This window comes from Olleya sp. KJ81-1 (genome assembly GCF_055808135.1).
On record NZ_CM147854.1, the window covers coordinates 2,227,260 to 2,246,461 of the forward strand.

Genomic DNA, 19,202 nt, shown 5'->3' on the forward strand with positions numbered 1-19,202 from the left:
AAACTACATACAATATCTAATATTTATTACCTTAGAGGTATGATTTTAGTTACAGGAGGAACAGGCTTGGTTGGTGCACACTTATTGTTTAATTTATTAAATGAAAACCAATCTTTACGTGCTATTTATAGAAATGAAAAAAAGTTTGAAACCGTTAAACGCATTTTTAGCTATTATACTGACACACCTGATGTCCTTTTTAGCAAAATTGATTGGGTAAAAGCCGATTTAAACGATATACCAGATTTAACTGAAGCTTTTAATGGCATTACCCATGTTTATCATTGTGCTGCTTTTGTATCTTTTGAACCTAATAAGTTTGAACTGCTTAGAAAAACTAATATTGAAGGGACAGCAAATATTGTTAATCTGTGTTTATCTAATCAGGTAAAAAAACTATGCTATGTCAGCTCCATAGCTGCTATTGGTACACCAACTAATAATGCACAATTAATTACTGAAGATACGGATTGGAATCAGGAATTTGACAATAGTGTTTATGCTATTACCAAGTATGGTGCAGAGCTTGAAGTTTGGCGAGGTACACAAGAAGGCTTAGATGCTGTTATTGTAAACCCTGGAATTATAATTGGTCCTGGAATATGGAATTATGGTAGTGGATCGCTAATTACTATGGTAAATAAAGGCATATCCTATTACACTACAGGAAGTACAGGTTACGTGGATGTTAATGATGTTGTAAGTTGTATGGTTACACTTATGAAAACCAACATTATTAATGAACGCTACATATTGGTATCTGAAAACTTAAGCTTTAAAGACTTTATTTACAAAACTGCCAACTACCTAAATGTCGTCCCTCCAAAAAAGAAAGCCACAAAACTACTATTAGCTTTAGGTTGGCGATTGGATTGGATAAAACAGAAACTGACAGGTAAACGACGCTTGTTGTCTAAACAAACAGCACATTCGGCTCTGTCACAAAGTCAATTTAGTAATAGCAAAATTACAACTGCTTTAGATTATAATTTTACAAGTATAGACACTAGTTTAAAACAAACTACTTTGGCGTTTGCACGCGATCAAGCTTTTGTTTAACTGTTTCTTTTAATTCTTTTTGTTTGATTTTGTCTTCCTTTTTCTCTTCTGCTTTATAAAAAGTTCTTAAACTTTCTAGACTATCTCTAACATCCTTATATATTTGAGAATACTCATCTATGTCATATGCATAGTAGTTATTACTGTCTGCAAATATGGTGCTGTCAATTTTATGTTTTCTGTAAACAAATGTATCAGGTACTATCCCTTTATTTTCTAGCTCGCGTTTATTAATTCCTTTAGCAGAAGACACTAATGCTAATTCTACCAGAACATCTACCATTTTATCCTTACTCATTAAATTTTCAGGTTTTTTTGGTTTTTCAATTCCGTAACAAGACACAAATAACAAGGTTATAAATATGTATATTACAATGTTCTGTTTTAACATAACTATCTATTAAAGGTTAAACGTTGTGCGTAGTTAGTATCATAAAACTTAAAGTTTTTATATGCTAAACCACCATTTACAAACGTATGGGTAATCCTAGATTTAAATGTTGTACCCTCAAAAGGAGACCATCCACATTTATATAAAATATTATCCTTTTTAACAGTCCAAGGGTTGTTTAAATCTACAACAACTAGGTCTGCAAAATAGCCTTCTCTGATATATCCACGTTTTTCTACTTCAAATAAAATAGCTGGATTATGGCAAAATTTTTCTACAATCTTCTCAATAGAGATATCACCATCATGATACATTTCTAGCAATGCTGGTAGTGCATGTTGTACTAAAGGACCTCCAGATGGTGCAGATGTGTATACGTTTGATTTTTCTTCAAAGGTATGTGGTGCATGGTCTGTAGCAATAACGTCTATCTTGTCATCTAACAAGGCCTTAAGTAGTTGCTCGCGATCTTTTTCGGTTTTAACCGCAGGATTCCACTTAATTAGCGTGCCTTTCTCGTCATAATCTTTATCGCTAAACCACAGGTGATGTATACAAACCTCTGCAGTAATTTTTTTATCTTTTAAAGGTACTTTATTGTCAAACAATTCGGTTTCCTTACCTGTAGATAAATGAAACACATGTAAACGTGCTCCTGTTTTTTTAGCTAATTCTATAGCTTTAGAAGAAGAAATATAACATGCTTCCTCACTTCTAATTATAGGATGAAAATTTACAGGAATGTCATCTCCATAACGTTCCTTATAAATATCTAAGTTTTTTTGGATGGTTGCTTCGTCCTCACAATGCACAGAAATTAATAAATCTGTACTGTTAAATATTTTTTCTAAAACCTCTGGATTATCAACAAGCATATTACCTGTTGACGATCCTAAAAATAGTTTTAGACCTGCAACTTCCTTTTTATTTACTTTTAAAATTTCTTCTAAATTGTCATTAGTACCACCAAACATAAAGGAATAGTTAGCCCAAGATTTTTTAGCAGCAATTGCAAATTTCTCGTCTAGCTTTTCAATAGTTGTTGTTTGTGGATTGGTGTTTGGCATCTCGATAAAAGAGGTAATTCCACCAGCAATAGCAGCTCTAGACTCTGTCTCTATATTTGCTTTGTGCGTTAATCCTGGTTCTCTAAAATGCACTTGATCATCAATTGCTCCTGGAATGACATATTTACCCTCTGCGTCAAAAACATTAACATCTGCAGATTTTGGGCTAATAGAATGGTCTATTTTAGTAATAAACTGACCTTCGATTAATATATCACCATTAAAAATTGTGCCTTCATTAACGATTTTTGCATTTTTAATAAGTGTCTTCTTGTTTTGCATTATTAATTGGATTTGAATAAACTTTTAATTTTCATACTTATTACACCAAATATAGCTTCGGATATAATACTTGAGCTTAATTTGGATTCTCCTTTTGTTCTGTCAGTAAATATGACTGGGACTTCTACTAATTTAAACTTTTTTAAATACGCCTTAAATTTCATTTCTATTTGAAACGCGTAGCCAACAAACTTTATTTGATCTAAGTTTAGTTGCTCTAAAACCTGTCTTTTGTAACATATAAAACCTGCTGTAGCGTCTTTAACACGCATACCTGTAATTAATCTTACATAAATAGAAGCACCATAAGACAATATTACACGACCTAGAGGCCAATTGACTACATTGACACCTTTTACATAACGTGACCCTATGGCTAAGTCTGCATTGTCTAAACGACAAGCGTCATACAAACGTATTAAATCTGTAGGGTTGTGAGAAAAATCTGCATCCATCTCAAAAATATATTGGTACTGTTTATTTAAAGCCCATTTAAAACCATGTATATACGCAGTACCTAACCCAGATTTTTCTTTTCTAACTTCTAAAAATAGCTGATTGTCAAACTCTGCTTGTAATGCTTTAACCTTAACAGCGGTTTGATCTGGCGAATTATCGTCCACCACTAATACATCAAATGCTTTAGGAAGCGCAAACACTGCACTTAAAATAGCTTCTATATTCTCAATTTCGTTGTATGTTGGTATTATAACAACAGCGTCTTGCATCAATACTAATTAAAATTTAGGCAAATGTACATTTTTATAAAATTACTTAATTATAAAAATTACTTAATTATTAGGCGATTTACTATTAAAAAATAATAATTTTATGCCATGCTAAGAGACCTATATACTGTAGATATTTTAACCCTAACTTTTATAGGTTGCCTAATTATTGTAGCGCTATCTAAGACATTATTTACTAAAAGATTTAATGAATTTATCTTACTACTATTTAACTCCAGACATACTAACCTATATATAAAGGAACAGCGCTTTTTTGATTTATTTGAAGGCTTGTTGTTTTTAAACTTTATACTAAACTTAGGACTTTTACTGCATACCTATTTAAATGAGCAATCCTTAAACAGGTTACCACAATTAGACGTCTTTAAATACGCTTTACTTATTGGGTTATTTTTAATATTAAAGGTGCTTTTTGAAAGATTATTATCAAGCGTATTGGATATAGAGCCTATTATAGATAAATATATTTTTGAAAAAACTAGCTTTCAAAACTTTGTAGGATTAGTACTTCTACCAATAAATGCTTTATTAATCTATACTTTAACACCTAACCAAACCCTATTAATTACACTGCTTACCATCCTTTTAGCTTTGCAATTTTTTGGCTTGTTTTTATTTATTAAGAATAATCTTAATGTCTTTAGAAAGAGCTTGTTTTATTTTATTTTGTATCTTTGCACTCTCGAAATTGCACCTTATGTTGTTTTATATAAAATAATAACAACTAATTGGGTCTAAATAAAATTATACAACTTATGAAAGTGAAAACGATTTTAGTCTCGCAACCGGAACCTAAAATAGAAAATTCGCCTTATTTTGATCTCTCTGAAAAGCAGAAAGTAAAAATTGATTTTAGACCTTTTATTCATGTAGAAGGTGTGCCATCCAAAGATATCAGACAACAAAAAGTTGATTTAAAAAATTACACTGCTATTATTTTAACTAGTAGAAATGCTGTTGATCACTTTTTTAGAGTGGCTGAAGAAATGCGTTTTAAAGTGCCAGATTCGTTAAAATATTTTTGTCAATCTGAAGCAGTTGCTTACTATTTACAAAAATATGTAGTGTACAGAAAGCGTAAAATTTATGTTGGTAAACGTAATTTTGCAGACTTATCACCTTTAATAAAAAAATATAAAGACGAAAAGTTTTTATTACCTACAACAGACAAATTAAAGCCTGAGGTACCAGAAACTTTAAACGCATTAAATATTGACTGGAAAGAAGCTGTATTTTATAAAACAGTTATTAGTGACTTATCAGATTTAGAAAATGTGACTTATGACATTTTAGTATTTTTTAGTCCTAGTGGTATCGAGTCTTTATTCCACAACTTTCCGGAATTTAAACAAAACGATACTAGAATTGCTGTTTTTGGTAACACGACCATTAAAGCTGTTGAAGAAAAAGGATTGCGTGTAGACATTGCTGCACCAACACCTGAAACACCATCTATGACTATGGCACTTCAAAAATATATTGACAAAGTTAATAAAGGTAAATAAACCTTAATCTACTATAAATTAAAAGCGCCAATTGAAAATTTCAATTGGCGCTTTTTTTATTAACACTTTATCTATTACTATTCAGCGTAACGTTGTGGTCCACCACGTCTAATTTCTTCGCTTGCATAAGATTCAAATTTCTCAAAATTCTCTCTAAAAGCATTAGCTAGTTTAAAAGCTGTCTTGTAATATTCTTTATCGTCTTTCCAAGTTGCTCTTGGGCTTAATACCTCATCAGGTACACCTGGACAAGTTCTAGGTTGTGCTACACCAAATACAGAATGGATGTGATAATCTTTATAGTTATACAATCCTAAATCTCCATTAAGCACTGCACTAATCATAGCACGCGTATATTTTAACTTAATTCTGCTTCCTACTCCGTAAGACCCTCCAGTCCAACCTGTGTTAATCAACCACACGTTTACGTTAGCGTCTTTCATTTTTTTACTTAACATCTCAGCGTATTTTGTTGGATGTAAAGGCATAAAAGGTGCTCCAAAACATGCCGAAAAACTTGGTACTGGCTCAGTAATTCCAGCTTCGGTACCTGCTACTTTTGCAGTATAACCAGATATAAAATGGAAAGCAGCTTGAGCTGGTGTTAGTTTAGATATTGGAGGCAATACTCCAAAAGCATCTGCTGTTAAAAAGAAAATGTTTTTAGGATTCTCTCCTGTAGATGGTACTCTAATATTTTCAATATGATGTATTGGATAACTTACACGCGTATTTTGTGTAATAGAAGTATCTTCAAAATCTACCTCTCCTTTATCATTCATGATAACGTTTTCTAGGATTGCTCCTTTTTTAATCGCACCAAAAATTTCTGGTTCTTGCTCTCCTGATAAGTTAATCACTTTAGCGTAACATCCACCTTCAAAGTTAAACACAGTATTCTCTGCAGTCCAACCATGCTCATCATCTCCAATTAAGCTTCTGTCAGGATCTGTAGACAATGTTGTTTTTCCTGTTCCTGATAATCCAAAGAAAATTGCTGTGTCACCATCCTTACCAACATTTGCACTGCAGTGCATTGGTAATGTATTTTTGTAAACTGGTAAAATAAAGTTTAGTGCAGAGAAGATTCCTTTTTTGATTTCTCCTGTGTAACCTGTACCACCAATTAAAGCAATTTTTCTAGTAAAATCTAAAATAGCAAAGTTATGCTGACGTGTACCATCAACTTCTGGATCTGCCATAAAACCTGGAGCGTTAACTACAGTCCATTCTGGAGTAAAATCTTTTAACTCTTCTTCAGTTGGTCTTAAAAACATATTGTAAGCAAACATGTTACTCCATGGATACTCATTTATAACACGAATGTTTAGTTTGTAGTCTTCATCAGCACAAGCAAAACTGTCTCTAACAAAAACCTCTTTGTTAGATAAGTAATCTGTTACTTTATCGTATAGTTTTTGAAACTTATCAGCATCAAAAGGAATGTTGATATTTCCCCACCACACTTTATCTTCAGTAATACTGTCTTTTACAATAAAACGGTCCATTGGAGAACGTCCTGTAAACTCGCCTGTATTTACTGCTAAAGCTCCTGAAGAGGCTACTTTACCTTGACCTTTTTCTAGAGTTTCCTCTTGTAATTGATCTGGTGTTAATTGATATTTTACTTGGGCATTTTTGATTCCGTATTGTTCCAACGCAATCGTTTTCGTAAATTGGGTATGGTCTACCATAATTTGTGTGTGTTGTGTATGTGTTGTTTGAGTTGCAAAGTTAAAATTATTACACTAGAAACGCCAAACAAATACTAATTATTCTGTTTGATCTTTAAAATATTTATCAACAGGATACTCCATGACAAGATTAATAGTAAACCTCCTATTGGTGTCACAAACGCTATCGATTTAAAATTAAAAGCAGTTAATGTGTTAGTTGCTAATCCGTAAATAGATCCGGAAAACAAGATTATACCTGACAAAACCAAATAAAAAATTATTGTTTTAGATTTTGAGGTCACCAAATTATGACTCCCAACGACTAACAACAATAATGCATGATACATTTGGTAGCGCACACCAGTTTCGTAACTTTGGACTGCTTCTGCAGACACTAAAGCTTTTAATCCATGTGCGCCAAAAGCACCTAAAACAACACTTAATAATCCCAAAATAGTTCCTAAAAGTAATAGCTTCTTATTCATATAAATACTTCATTTTCGTTTTTATCCCAATTAAAATTTTCTACATTCGTAGTTCAAAAATACTCAACAAATCTCATTATGCGAAAGATATTAGTCATAGGTTCCGGAAAATCAACCTCGTACCTTATTAAATACTTATTAGATAAATCAGAAACCGAAAATTTACATATTACGGTTGGTGACTTAAACGTAGAAAGCGCAAAAATAATGATTGGAAATCATACTAACGCTTCGGCAATTAGCTTAGATGTATTTGACCCAATATCTAGAGAGCACGCTATTAAAGCAGCAGATATAGTTGTATCAATGTTGCCTGCAAGATTTCATATAGAAGTTGCCAAAGACTGCATTACTTTTAATAAAAGTATGGTTACTGCATCCTATGTTAGTGATGAGATGCAAGCTTTAGATCAAGATGCTAAAGACAAAGGATTAGTGTTTATGAACGAGATTGGTGTGGATCCAGGACTAGATCATATGAGTGCCATGCAAGTTATTGATGGTATTCGTGATAAAGGCGGAAAAATCATATTATTCGAGTCCTTTACAGGTGGATTAGTAGCTCCAGAAAGTGATAACAATTTATGGAATTACAAATTTACTTGGAATCCAAGAAATGTAGTCACAGCAGGACAAGGTGGTGCAGCCAAATTTTTACAAGAAAACACATACAAATACATCCCTTATAACCGCTTATTTAGACGTACCGAATTTTTAGACGTTGACGGGTTTGGACGCTTTGAAGCTTACGCTAATCGCGACTCATTAAAATACCAAAGCGTGTATAATCTTGACAATGTAAAAACATTATATCGTGGGACGATGCGTCGTGTTGGATTTTCCAGAGCTTGGCAAGTCTTTGTAGCATTAGGCATGACAGACGATAGTTACACTATAGATGATAGTGAGAATATGACCTATCGCGACTTTGTAAACGCCTTTTTACCTTACAGCCCAACAGACTCTGTTGAGCTTAAATTTAGACACGCCTTAAAAATAGATCAAGATGATATTATTTGGGACAAATTTTTAGAGCTAGACCTGTTTAGCAAAACTAAAATGGTCGAACTTAAAAAAGCAACGCCTGCTCAAATATTACAAAAAATATTACTAGACAGCTGGACGTTAGACCCTAAAGACAAGGACATGATTGTCATGTACCACAAATTTGGTTATGAGCTTGATGGTAAAAAACACCAAATAGACTCTACAATGGTGACCCTTGGCGAAGACCAAACTTACACAGCAATGGCAAAAACCGTAGGACTTCCTGTGGCAATTGCAACATTAGCCATATTAAATGGTAAGATTACAACTCCAGGCGTACAAATACCAATTACAAAAGAAGTCTACACTCCAATTCTAGAAGAATTAAAAGATTACGGAATTACTTTTAAAGAAACCGAAGTCCCATATTTAGGCTACAACCCATTAAATGTTTAATTTTTGGGCATTACCACACAACACTTACAAGGTTTTAATTAACCTTGTAAGTATTGCTTAGGTCAGGCTGTACATTATATCTTTTTTGCTTTTAATGGCAAAAAAGGATGCCATTTCCATCCTTAATGCGTGTAAAAACAAAGTCTTAATTACACCACGTTACAATTTAAAATAGATTGTTTAAATTTATCTTTTAAATTTTAACCTATTTCAACTTGAAAACCACAAACAATAACATTACTATAGATGGTATCGATAAAAAGATACTTCGTGCTTTAATGCAAGATGCCAGAACACCTGTTTTAGAAATCGCGCGTCAAGTCGGCATCTCTGGAGCTGCCATACACCAACGCTTAAGAAAACTAGAAAAATCTAAATTAATAGCAGGCTCTAAATTTGTTATTAATCCAAAAGTTTTAGGTTATACCACTATGGCATTTGTAGGCATTTATTTAGACAAAGCCATGAGTAATCCGGAAGCAGTTAAACAATTAAAAAAAATACCCGAAGTTTTAGAGTGTCATTACACCACAGGAAACTGGAGTATATTAATAAAAATACTATGTAAGGACAACGAGCATTTAATGCATTTACTAAACAATGATATACAATCCATTGCTGGTGTTTCTAGAACAGAAACCTTTATATCTCTAGACCAACAAATAGAACGACAAATAAAAATATAAAAAAAGCGCCTTCAAAAAGGCGCTTTTTTTATGTATTTCTAAATTACTAAATTATTCTATAATTATCTTTTTAACAAGATTTCCTTTTTCTGAAACTACAGTAATAAAATACAATCCAGAAGCTAAATCTGTACTTAAATCTAAAATAGCGTTTGTTGAGCTATTATTTAAATCTATTGTTTTAATTAAACGTCCATTAATATCTGTAACATTAACAGCCTTTAAATTAACTCCGTTGTTTTTAATAGTCATTAATCCATTAGAAGGATTTGGATATATAGATAACACATAATTTAAATCAAATACATCTGTACTTAGTGTCAAACCAGGAATAAAATCTATAGCATCTAAGGCCAATTGCTCTGCTCCAGAATTAGAAGAAAACTCAATTACCAATTGTGCTTTGCACGCTGCATTAGCAGATAAATCTGCAGACAATAATTGCCAAGACCCTTGCAAACCTGGTAAATCATCAATACCATTAGTTTCTGTAGTGGTATCAATTAACGTAAGCGCTGGTGAAGCACAATCTGAAAATTGAATAGTCACTCTAAAAAAATCTAAAATATCCCAATTAGTATCATCTAAAAAATATTGCATACTAAACTGTGGATTAGATCCTACTAGATCAACTTGGTCAAAAGTCATAGTAACTGTACCATCAACATCATCCATAAAAAAAGCTTGCGTCCCTTCTGGTGGCGCAAAACCTAATTCTGATTGGATAGAAGCTGCTGTTGCAACACCAAAATAATCTCCATCAGAGAAACCTACAGGACCATTAGGTGTTGTTGGATCTAATACAATAGAGTATCCTAATGTTGAACCAGAACTTGCCTCAGTAACATATACCAAACCGCAATTGGCATTATAATTAGTTAATGTATGTGCTGTTGTAGTATTTGTGTCAAAATATTGACACGCATTACTTACAGCGTTAAATGTTACACCTGGAGTGTTTTCAAAACCATTGCCTACTTGTGACATGATTAATGAGGGTAACAAAAAAATCAATGATAGTAGTTTATTTTTCATAATATATAAATTAATAGCATAACAAATTTAACATATTGATTGACACCATATAATAATTTTTGATATTAATTTTAAAAATAGTTTTACATCCAACAAACAACTATAAAACAGCAAATTACAAGTTAATTACACCTTGGTAAAATTTAAGTTTAGACGTAAAAAAAGCACCTAAAATTTAGGTGCTTTTTTTACTATTTACTGGTATAATTTTTAGTCTCTTGACATAAATATTCTAAGGATATACCAAAATAACAACATTAAAGATGCAAATAAACCTAATGCTGCAGGTATATAATCTTCAGTTGTGTATTTATCTTTAATCTGAGACGTTTGGTATAAAATAGATCCTCCTGCTAATAAACACATACCAACAGAAAACCATAAACCTAGTGTAAATCCACCAAAAAGTGATCCAGCAACAATTAACCCTAAAGCTATAAAGCCACCAATAGTTAAACCTGCTTTTAAAAACGAAAAATCTGTTTTAGTCATCATTACTACAGCAGTTAAACCTGTAAATAACGCTAATGTTACCAATGCTGCTTGCTGTAACATCTCTGGACCAGAATCCATGTAAAAAGCTGCAATGTATATCATTGGCACAAAAATAACAGCCTGAGCTAATATATATAATGCATAAGCTAAATACTGTTTATTTTTATCGGCAGTCTTCATTGCTGTACTTTCAGCATAAGTTGTGACTAACATAAAACCTCCAAGTAGTAATAACCACTTATAACCCTCTGTCATAGACAACATAAACTCTACAACAGTTTGGCTTTGTAAAAGTAGGTATTCAAATAAAATAAATACTAATACACCTACAGCAACATGACCATACGTTTTTTTATAAAATGTAACTCTATCTGCTTCAGATGCCACATTTACTAATGTATTCCCTTGATAATTGTCAAACGAATTTTCTAAATTATTTTCCATTATTATTGATTAAATTATTGGTTGCTCAAATGTAAAAAAAGAAAAACTATTATGTATTATTTTTATATAATTTAAGTGACTTAATCGCGTCTACCTAAAATTTGCATAGCCCAATATAATAAAGAGGCTAACGCTCCAATTGCTGCTACTAAATAGGTTCTTGCAGCCCATTTAAGCGCATCTTCAGAGCCTTTATATTCTTCTGGAGTGACAATATTTTTTGCTTTTAACCAAGCCAAAGCTCTATTACTTGCATCATACTCTACTGGCAAAGTGATAAAACTAAATAGTGTAGCAAATCCCATCATGACCAAACCTGCAATTGCAACATAAAGTCCACTTGCACCTAATGCACCAGAAGCCATTAATGCAATACCACCAATAATAACCCATTGTGACATACTAGATGTTACTTGAACAACAGGTACTAATTTAGATCGCATAGTCAAATAACTATAGGCTGTTGCATGCTGGACAGCATGGCCACACTCGTGTGCAGCTACAGCTGCTGCTGCTGCATTTGCATGACTATACACGACTTCGCTTAAATTTACAGTTTTATCCACTGGATTATAGTGATCCGTTAATTGTCCTTTAACAGAAATAACCTTTACGTCTCTAATACCATTATCTGCTAGCATTTTTTCTGCAATTTCTGCTCCTGTCATACCATTACGCAAATGGACTTTAGAGTAAAATGCAAATTTACTTTTTAACTTACTACTTACTATACTACTAATTAAACCTATAGCTCCTATTAGTATATAGTAACCCATATATCCTGAAAACATATTTTTTTAAATTTTAAAATTGATACTATAAATATAGCAAAAAGTAAGCCAACTTAAAGGATAGAAAAAATGTCAGATTTAGACTTTATTTTTATTGGCATAAAAATCTGTTAAACCGACCATTTTAGAGTAATGAAACCTATAATTAATCTGCAATTAACTTATTATAACTCAGAAAATAATCTTCCTCACAAGGTGTCATTGCATGAGGATAATTAGGTGTTAGTAAGACGCCTTTAGGTGTTAAATTCCAGACTTTGTTATCCCAATTATAAGCGTCAGTAAACACATTACATTCTTCCTGAAATGGATCTGAAGGATCATAATATTTTGATTTTAGCAATTGGAAAAAACTAATATTAGGATACAAGTCTTCTATATTATTAACTTCTAACAACGTTTTTAAATTAAAGGTATAACCTACTGTCCCGTAAGATGGATGTGCACCACCACAATATACACTATAGCTTATTTTAAAACTAACAAAGTTATCATTAACCAAATTAATAGTATTGGACACTTCAAACCAAGAATTACAATCCAATTTACCTTGAGCAAACTGAAAATGAATACTATCTAATTTAGAATTAAATATAGCCCTTTGGCTTTTAGTAAAACCGTTACCTAATCTAAAAAGTGACATATTTGAATACGCCTCGTGAAACCAAACAATCTGTTTATTATTATAGGTTGAAACACTATCTTTAACAAAATGAAGTTTTGGGTTTCTAAAACCCTCAATTGGATCTGTATCTGTTTCGGTTAAAACGACTTTGTAGGTTTGGGATTTAATTTTTAATTGACCTATTAACGTATTGCCTTTTTTCTGTAAGGTAAAAACCTCATCTGCAGAGCTAATATTGTCTTCATTATAAAAATAACCATCAATTAAAGTTATGGTATCGTTACTAATAACTCCCCTTAAAGGGATATTAATTAATTTAGAATCGTAAAAATAATAGCCTTCAGCTCGAGCTGTATTAGCTTGACTACTATTTTCGTAAACACCTAATTGTAAGTGGATAGGAAGATTTTCTACATGACCAACATATGATTGCGACCAAAGCATTATTGGGAACAACAACATAAATATACATTGCTTCATATTGAAATTTTTTAATTACTATTTAGATTTTCACTGATGTTGCTTAAACCTATTTTCAACCAAATTACCTATTACCTCAGCATGTTTGCTTGATTGGTTTGTTTTTGTTTTAAATATAATACTTTATTTTGAGAGATTGCTTCGTTCCTCGCAATGACGTTGGATAATAAACGTATCGTCACATCGAGTGGTTTGTGAGGTACGAGCAAATTGTATCGAGATGCCTTTTTAAATGGTTCTCGATACTAAATGCTGAAAAAGCATTTCACTCGAACTGACGTGTGGTGAGTACTTTTGATTGTTTACTCTGTAATGTACTTAATTTTGAGAGATTGCTTCGTTCCTCGCAATGACGTTGAATAAAAAACCAATTCGCTATAACTAGCATGATTAATTAAAGAGATTGCTTCGTTCATCGCAATGACGTTTGCATTTTTATTATCCAACAATATTTACAATTTTACCAGGTACAATAATCACTTTTTTAGGTGTACGTCCATCTAATTGAGCAATAGTTTTTTCATGAGCCATAACGGTCTTTTCTATGTCGTCTTTAGACATATCCATTGGTAACTCTAAAGTAAAACGCATTTTTCCGTTAAAAGAAATTGGATAATTTTTACTACTCTCAACCAAATGGCTAGCTTCAAACTTAGGAAAAGCTGCAGTACTAATAGACTTTGTATTTCCTAATTGACTATAAAGCTCTTCCGTAATGTGAGGTGCGTAAGGTGATAATAGTACTAATAATGGCTCTAAAATAGCTTTACTAGTACATTTTTGTTGTGTCAACTCGTTAACAGCAATCATAAACGTTGAAACCGAAGTATTAAAAGAGAAGTTCTCTATATCTTCTTCAACCTTTTTAATGGTTTTATGTAACGTTTTTAGATTGTCTTTTGTTGGCTCAGCATCATTTACAGTAACTCCATTTTCGCCAACATATAATTTCCATAGTTTTTTTAAGAAACCATGCACACCTGTAATACCTGCTGTATTCCAAGGTTTAGCTTGCTCTAAGGGTCCTAAAAACATTTCGTATAAACGTAAACTATCTGCTCCATATTGCTCGCAAATATTATCTGGATTTACGACGTTGTATTTGGATTTAGACATTTTTTCGACTTCGCGACCTACTTTATAAACACCATCTTCTAAAATGAATTCTGCGTCCTTAAAGTCTTCTCCAAATTCTCCATCATTTTTTAATCCTTCGATATCTAATTCATCAGAAGCATTAACGTATTGCACTTTAACATGAATAGGAGTGACTTTAATTTTTGCTGTTTGTCCATATTTAGTTTCACCTTCACTTAAATTAGAATTAACTTCATTAATCTTATTATTTAATGATTTTACTATTTCACCTAATTCTTTGGAATTAAGATCATTATTTTCAATTAATTCTGATATTTTTTTAGAGACATAAATATTAGAAGCATAACTATCCATAACAGCATTATCTTCAATATTTCCGGTCGCTTTTTTCCCAATCATCGGAAGTGAAGTAACTCTATAAACAAAAGCACTAGTCCCAAGAATCATTCCTTGGTTAATCAGCTTTTTAAAAGGCTCTTCTACTCCAACAAATTCTCTATCTTTTAAAAACTTCACCCAAAAACGTGAGTATAATAAATGTCCTGTTGCATGCTCGCTTCCTCCAATATAAAGGTCTACGTTTTCCCAGTAGTTAAGTGCATCTTTACTTGCAAAGTCTTCTCCTCTGTTGGCTTTTTCTTCCATATAACGGAAAAAGTACCATGAGCTTCCTGCCCAACCTGGCATTGTGTTTAACTCTAATGGGTAGATTCCGTTATCTTTAGACGTCTCGACTGCGCTCGACGAGACAAGCGTGTTAGAAACCACAGTATTAGTATTAGTGTCCCAAGCCCAAACATCTGCACGACCTAAAGGTGGCTCTCCAGTTTCGGTTGGTAAATATTTTTCTACTTCAGGTAAAGTGATTGGTAAATGCGCTTTATCAATCATTTGTGGCATTCCGTTAACGTAATATACTGGGAATGGTTCTCCCCAATATCGTTGACGCGAAAATACTGCATCGCGCAATCTGTAGTTAGTTTTTCCTTCACCTTGACCCATTTGCTCCAACTCGTAAATAGCACGTTTGGTTGCTTTTTTATAGTTCATTCCGTTAAGGAAATCGCTGTTTGCAATTTTCACGTTGTCTTTAGATGTAAAAGCTTCTTGGCTTATATCTGCTCCTTCAAAAATATTAGGAATTGCAATATTAAAATGTTTTGCAAAGTCGTAATCACGTTGGTCTCCACAAGGCACAGACATTACTGCTCCTGTACCATAACCAGCTAACACGTAATCTCCAATCCAAATTGGAATTGGCTCTTTGCTAAAAGGATGCTCTGCGTATGCACCTGTAAACGCACCAGAAATGGTTTTTACATCTGCCATACGATCACGCTCGCTACGTTTTGAGGTTGCTAAAATGTATGCTTCAACTTCTGCTTTTTGTTCTGGAGTCGTTATTTTAGACACTAACTCATGCTCTGGAGCTAAGGTCATAAAACTAACACCAAAAATAGTATCAGGTCTAGTTGTGAAGACTTCTATTTGATGAGACATCTCGACTGCGCTCGACGAGACAGAAGGAATAACATTAAAAGTCACGGATACTCCCACAGATTTACCGATCCAGTTACGTTGACTTTCTTTAAGCGAGTCTGTCCAATCTATAGTATCTAACCCTTGCAGTAAACGTTCTGCGTAAGCAGAAATTCGCATACTCCATTGCGTCATTTTTTTACGCATAACAGGATGTCCACCACGTTCTGATACTCCGTTTACAATCTCATCGTTAGCTAAAACGGTTCCTAAAGCAGGACACCAGTTGACTTCAGTTTCGGCTAAATACGTTAATCTATATTGTAATAATATTTCTTGTTGTTTTTCTGATGAAAATCCATTCCAATCGTCAGCAGAAAATATTTCGATATTATCATCACAAGCAACGTTTAATCCAGATTCTTTTGGACAATTTCCGTTTAATTTAAAAACGTAGATTAACTCCTTTATATCTTTTGCTTTATTATCGTTAAAACAGTAATAAGATTCAAATAATTGAATAAAAATCCATTGCGTCCATTTGTAATATTCTGGACTTGATGTGCGTACTTCGCGACTCCAATCAAAACTAAAACCAATCTGGTCTAATTGACGTCTGTAAGTTTTTATGTTAGTCTCTGTAGTAATTGCAGGATGTTGACCAGTTTGAATAGCATACTGTTCGGCAGGTAATCCAAAGCTATCATACCCTTGAGGATGCAATACATTAAATCCTTTATGGCGTTTGTAACGTGCATAAATATCTGACGCGATATAACCTAATGGGTGACCAACGTGTAAACCTGCTCCTGATGGATAAGGAAACATGTCCAAAACATAATATTTTGGTTTGTCACTACTGTTTGAGGCTTTAAAAGTCTGATTTTCGGCCCAATATTTTTGCCATTTGGCTTCGATGTCGTTAAAATGGTATTGCATTTTTGTGTTTTTCCGCTTAATTAAGCAACAAATTTAAACTTATTATAAGACTATTAAAAGTTTGACGTTCTAAATCAAAGGGATTTCATTTTCTTTTATATTTTTACACTATTAACTAACATCAATTTATGAGCTCTTCTTTTGAAAGATATCAAAAACGTAGATTAATTTCTTCTTACTTTTCTGTAGTACTAAGTATTGCATTAGTATTATTTTTATTGGGTATTTTGGGACTTTTAGTTCTTAACGCTAAAAAGGTAGCAGACTTGTTTAAAGAACAAGTAACGGTTACTATTTATTTAAAAGACAACGCCAAGGACGTCGAAGTTAAGCAACTTGAAAAAAGTTTAGCGTTGGCAGATTATGTAAAATCTACCGAATACATCTCTAAAGAGCAAGCTGCTGAGTCTATGAAAGCTGAAAATGGTGAAGATTTTATGGAGTTTTTAGGATTTAATCCTTTACAAAATAATATTGATGTTAACCTTAAAGCAGATTTTGTGACTTCTGATAAGTTAGAAGAATTAGCTGCAACTGCACTAGAAAAAGGTTTTGTTGAAGAAGTTAGGTATGACAAAGATTTAGTAACCTTAATGAATAGTCGCGTTAAAAAAATTAGCTTTTGGGTCTTATTACTAAGTGCTATTTTTACTTTAATTGCGGTATTACTAATTAATAGTAGCATTAGATTATCTGTTTACGCTAAGCGTTTTACTATAAAAACGATGCAAATGGTAGGTGCTACCAAACGCTTTATACGTAGACCATTTGTTTGGAAAAGCATTAAACTAGGTATACTTGGTGCTATCCTTGCATTAGTAGGCTTAGGGTTTATAGTGTATTATGTGGACCAAGCTTTTCCAGAATTAGTTTTACGTCAAAGCCCTATTTTAATAGGTGGTTTATTTTTAATAATCTTTTTACTAGGTATACTTATTACTTGGATAAGTACTCATTTTGCAACACAACGTTTTTTAAATTTAAAGACCGATCAACTGTATTAATTTAACAGCTTTTAACTAAAGCGTTAACAATACTTTGCACTTTAGCGCGTTATATTTACTTAACCAAAAAATAACGCACTATTGACCAACTAATACTTTAAAATGATTAATAACTCTAAAACTAATGTTTATGAAACGAATCACATTTGTATTAATAGGTCTAGTTGCAATTATTGCTTATTTAGCGACAACAACTAATAAGTTTGAAACTAAAGTTGCACACACAGATAAAGTGACTATTAAAAAACATCAAACAAAATTTATTTACGATTAATTTAAAAAGTTTAAATTTGTCAAAAATCAACACAAATAATACTTTGGGAGAAAGCAACAAAAACAATAAAAACAGTTTAAAAACCGAATTAGTTTTTGGTAAACACAACTATAAATTTATGTTTATTGGCTTAGCTTGCATTGCCTTAGGCTTCATTTTGATGTCTGGTGGTGGTAGTGACGACCCAAATGTATTTAGTGATGCTATTTTTAGCTGGAGACGTATCCGTTTGGCTCCTGCTTTAGTAATTATTGGCTTTGGTATACAAGTTTACGCTATACTATCTAAGCCTAAAGCCGAATAACACTTCTAGTAGTTTATTTTTATTGAAATTAGACTATTAAATTTCAACTTCATTGTATCATTTGGTCATAGTATTTTAATACTTTTGCCAACATGGATATTTTCGATTCAATTTTATTAGGTATAGTACAAGGATTAACTGAGTTTCTTCCTGTGTCTTCAAGTGGTCATTTAGAAATAGGTAAAGCCATTTTAGGCGATAAAAGTATTCCTGAAGAAAGCTTATTATTTACTGTAGTTCTTCACTTTGCTACTGCATTAAGTACCATTGTTATTTTTAGAAAAGATATTTTAGACATTATTAAAGGCTTTTTGGCTTTTAAATGGAATGAGGACACCAAGTTTGTAACAAAAATTGCAATCTCTATGCTTCCTGCTGCTTTTGTAGGATTGTTTTTTGAAGAACAATTAGAACAACTTTTTGGTGGCAATATTCTTTTAGTAGGTTGTATGTTATTAGTTACAGCAATATTATTATTTTTTGCTGATAAAGCTAAAAACACAAATAAGAACGTATCCTTTAAAGATGCACTAATTATAGGTGTGTCTCAAGCAATAGCCATGCTTCCTGGTATTTCCAGAAGTGGAGCAACCATATCTACTTCTGTATTATTAGGTAATGACAAAACTAAAGCTGCACGCTTTTCTTTTTTAATGGTTGTACCTTTAATATTCGGAAAAATAGCCAAAGACATTTTAGGAGGTGATTTAAATTTTGATAGTCAAAATATCACTGCATTATCCGCTGGTTTTATAGCTGCTTTTGTTGCTGGTTTATTTGCTTGCACTTGGATGATTAGCTTGGTTAAAAAAAGTAAGCTATCCTATTTTGCTATTTACTGTGCTATTGTTGGTATAATTGCAATAACATTTGCACTATTAAATTAAGTCA

19 protein-coding genes are annotated in these 19,202 nt (G+C 32.6%); 9 read left to right on the plus strand and 10 right to left on the minus strand.

Annotated features, from left to right (window positions below; translation table 11 throughout):
• Positions 1-39 precede the first annotated feature (39 nt).
• Positions 40-1,059 carry an NAD-dependent epimerase/dehydratase family protein gene (locus AC0L3M_RS10590; protein ID WP_473430720.1) on the plus strand — a complete coding sequence of 340 codons (1,020 nt, stop codon included), beginning with the start codon at positions 40-42 and terminating at the stop codon, positions 1,057-1,059.
• Here the strand turns inward: AC0L3M_RS10590 and AC0L3M_RS10595 are convergent.
• The 3 genes from AC0L3M_RS10595 to AC0L3M_RS10605 are packed head-to-tail and all read right to left on the minus strand — an operon-like array spanning position 1,022 to position 3,527.
• Positions 1,022-1,450, minus strand: a complete 429-nt coding sequence (locus AC0L3M_RS10595; protein WP_145004140.1) for a DUF4296 domain-containing protein — start codon at positions 1,448-1,450, stop codon at positions 1,022-1,024. The two genes, AC0L3M_RS10590 and AC0L3M_RS10595, sit on opposite strands and share 38 nt — an antisense overlap.
• A gap of 2 nt (positions 1,451-1,452) precedes the next feature.
• Positions 1,453-2,799 carry a dihydroorotase gene (locus AC0L3M_RS10600; RefSeq protein ID WP_145004144.1) on the minus strand — a complete coding sequence of 449 codons (1,347 nt, stop codon included), beginning with the start codon at positions 2,797-2,799 and terminating at the stop codon, positions 1,453-1,455.
• Between the two features lie 2 nt (positions 2,800-2,801).
• On the minus strand, positions 2,802-3,527 hold the full coding sequence (locus tag AC0L3M_RS10605) for a polyprenol monophosphomannose synthase (RefSeq protein ID WP_292948042.1): 726 nt from the start codon (positions 3,525-3,527) through the stop codon (positions 2,802-2,804).
• Positions 3,528-3,635: 108 nt separating this feature from the next.
• On the opposite strand from AC0L3M_RS10605, the gene AC0L3M_RS10610 reads away from it, so the two are divergent.
• Positions 3,636-4,286 (plus strand): DUF4271 domain-containing protein, encoded by a 651-nt coding sequence (locus tag AC0L3M_RS10610; RefSeq protein ID WP_473430721.1) that lies wholly within the window; start codon positions 3,636-3,638, stop codon positions 4,284-4,286.
• Between the two features lie 17 nt (positions 4,287-4,303).
• Positions 4,304-5,053 carry a uroporphyrinogen-III synthase gene (locus AC0L3M_RS10615; RefSeq protein WP_145004153.1) on the plus strand — a complete coding sequence of 250 codons (750 nt, stop codon included), beginning with the start codon at positions 4,304-4,306 and terminating at the stop codon, positions 5,051-5,053.
• A gap of 77 nt (positions 5,054-5,130) precedes the next feature.
• Here the strand turns inward: AC0L3M_RS10615 and pckA are convergent, their stop codons facing one another.
• Both pckA and AC0L3M_RS10625 read right to left on the minus strand, forming a co-directional pair.
• Positions 5,131-6,747, minus strand: a complete 1,617-nt coding sequence (gene pckA, locus AC0L3M_RS10620; RefSeq protein ID WP_473430722.1) for a phosphoenolpyruvate carboxykinase (ATP) — start codon at positions 6,745-6,747, stop codon at positions 5,131-5,133.
• Positions 6,748-6,821: 74 nt separating this feature from the next.
• The gene (locus AC0L3M_RS10625) at positions 6,822-7,214 is read right to left on the minus strand and encodes a DUF423 domain-containing protein (protein ID WP_473430723.1); all 393 of its coding nucleotides are present in this window, start codon (positions 7,212-7,214) and stop codon (positions 6,822-6,824) included.
• Positions 7,215-7,292: 78 nt separating this feature from the next.
• Between AC0L3M_RS10625 and AC0L3M_RS10630 the strand changes: the two genes are divergently transcribed.
• Both AC0L3M_RS10630 and AC0L3M_RS10635 read left to right on the plus strand, forming a co-directional pair.
• On the plus strand, positions 7,293-8,657 hold the full coding sequence (locus AC0L3M_RS10630; RefSeq protein WP_473430724.1) for a saccharopine dehydrogenase family protein: 1,365 nt from the start codon (positions 7,293-7,295) through the stop codon (positions 8,655-8,657).
• A gap of 215 nt (positions 8,658-8,872) precedes the next feature.
• Positions 8,873-9,343 (plus strand): Lrp/AsnC family transcriptional regulator, encoded by a 471-nt coding sequence (locus AC0L3M_RS10635; protein WP_028283223.1) that lies wholly within the window; start codon positions 8,873-8,875, stop codon positions 9,341-9,343.
• A gap of 51 nt (positions 9,344-9,394) precedes the next feature.
• Here the strand turns inward: AC0L3M_RS10635 and AC0L3M_RS10640 are convergent, their stop codons facing one another.
• From AC0L3M_RS10640 to AC0L3M_RS10660, 5 genes are all read right to left on the minus strand, one after another.
• On the minus strand, positions 9,395-10,330 hold the full coding sequence (locus AC0L3M_RS10640; protein WP_473430725.1) for a T9SS type A sorting domain-containing protein: 936 nt from the start codon (positions 10,328-10,330) through the stop codon (positions 9,395-9,397).
• Positions 10,331-10,588: 258 nt separating this feature from the next.
• Complete coding sequence (locus tag AC0L3M_RS10645; protein WP_473430726.1) at positions 10,589-11,317, minus strand: Bax inhibitor-1/YccA family protein; 729 nt, start codon at positions 11,315-11,317, stop codon at positions 10,589-10,591.
• Positions 11,318-11,397: 80 nt separating this feature from the next.
• The gene (locus AC0L3M_RS10650) at positions 11,398-12,108 is read right to left on the minus strand and encodes a zinc metallopeptidase (RefSeq protein ID WP_292948058.1); all 711 of its coding nucleotides are present in this window, start codon (positions 12,106-12,108) and stop codon (positions 11,398-11,400) included.
• A 145-nt stretch (positions 12,109-12,253) separates the two neighbouring features.
• Complete coding sequence (locus AC0L3M_RS10655) at positions 12,254-13,213, minus strand: hypothetical protein (RefSeq protein WP_473430727.1); 960 nt, start codon at positions 13,211-13,213, stop codon at positions 12,254-12,256.
• 438 nt (positions 13,214-13,651) lie between these two features.
• Positions 13,652-16,729, minus strand: a complete 3,078-nt coding sequence (locus tag AC0L3M_RS10660; RefSeq protein ID WP_473430728.1) for a leucine--tRNA ligase — start codon at positions 16,727-16,729, stop codon at positions 13,652-13,654.
• Positions 16,730-16,857: 128 nt separating this feature from the next.
• On the opposite strand from AC0L3M_RS10660, the gene AC0L3M_RS10665 reads away from it, so the two are divergent.
• The 4 genes from AC0L3M_RS10665 to AC0L3M_RS10680 all read left to right on the plus strand — a co-directional run bounded on the left by AC0L3M_RS10665 (position 16,858) and on the right by AC0L3M_RS10680 (position 19,198).
• Positions 16,858-17,733 carry a cell division protein FtsX gene (locus AC0L3M_RS10665; RefSeq protein ID WP_145004175.1) on the plus strand — a complete coding sequence of 292 codons (876 nt, stop codon included), beginning with the start codon at positions 16,858-16,860 and terminating at the stop codon, positions 17,731-17,733.
• Between the two features lie 130 nt (positions 17,734-17,863).
• Positions 17,864-18,007, plus strand: coding sequence for a hypothetical protein (locus tag AC0L3M_RS10670; protein WP_186439217.1), 144 nt, complete (start codon positions 17,864-17,866; stop codon positions 18,005-18,007).
• Positions 18,008-18,050: 43 nt separating this feature from the next.
• Positions 18,051-18,311: a DUF3098 domain-containing protein gene (locus AC0L3M_RS10675; RefSeq protein WP_292948102.1), complete on the plus strand. Its 261-nt coding sequence runs from the start codon at positions 18,051-18,053 to the stop codon at positions 18,309-18,311.
• A 92-nt stretch (positions 18,312-18,403) separates the two neighbouring features.
• Complete coding sequence (locus AC0L3M_RS10680; RefSeq protein ID WP_145004178.1) at positions 18,404-19,198, plus strand: undecaprenyl-diphosphate phosphatase; 795 nt, start codon at positions 18,404-18,406, stop codon at positions 19,196-19,198.
• Positions 19,199-19,202: the final 4 nt, after the last annotated feature.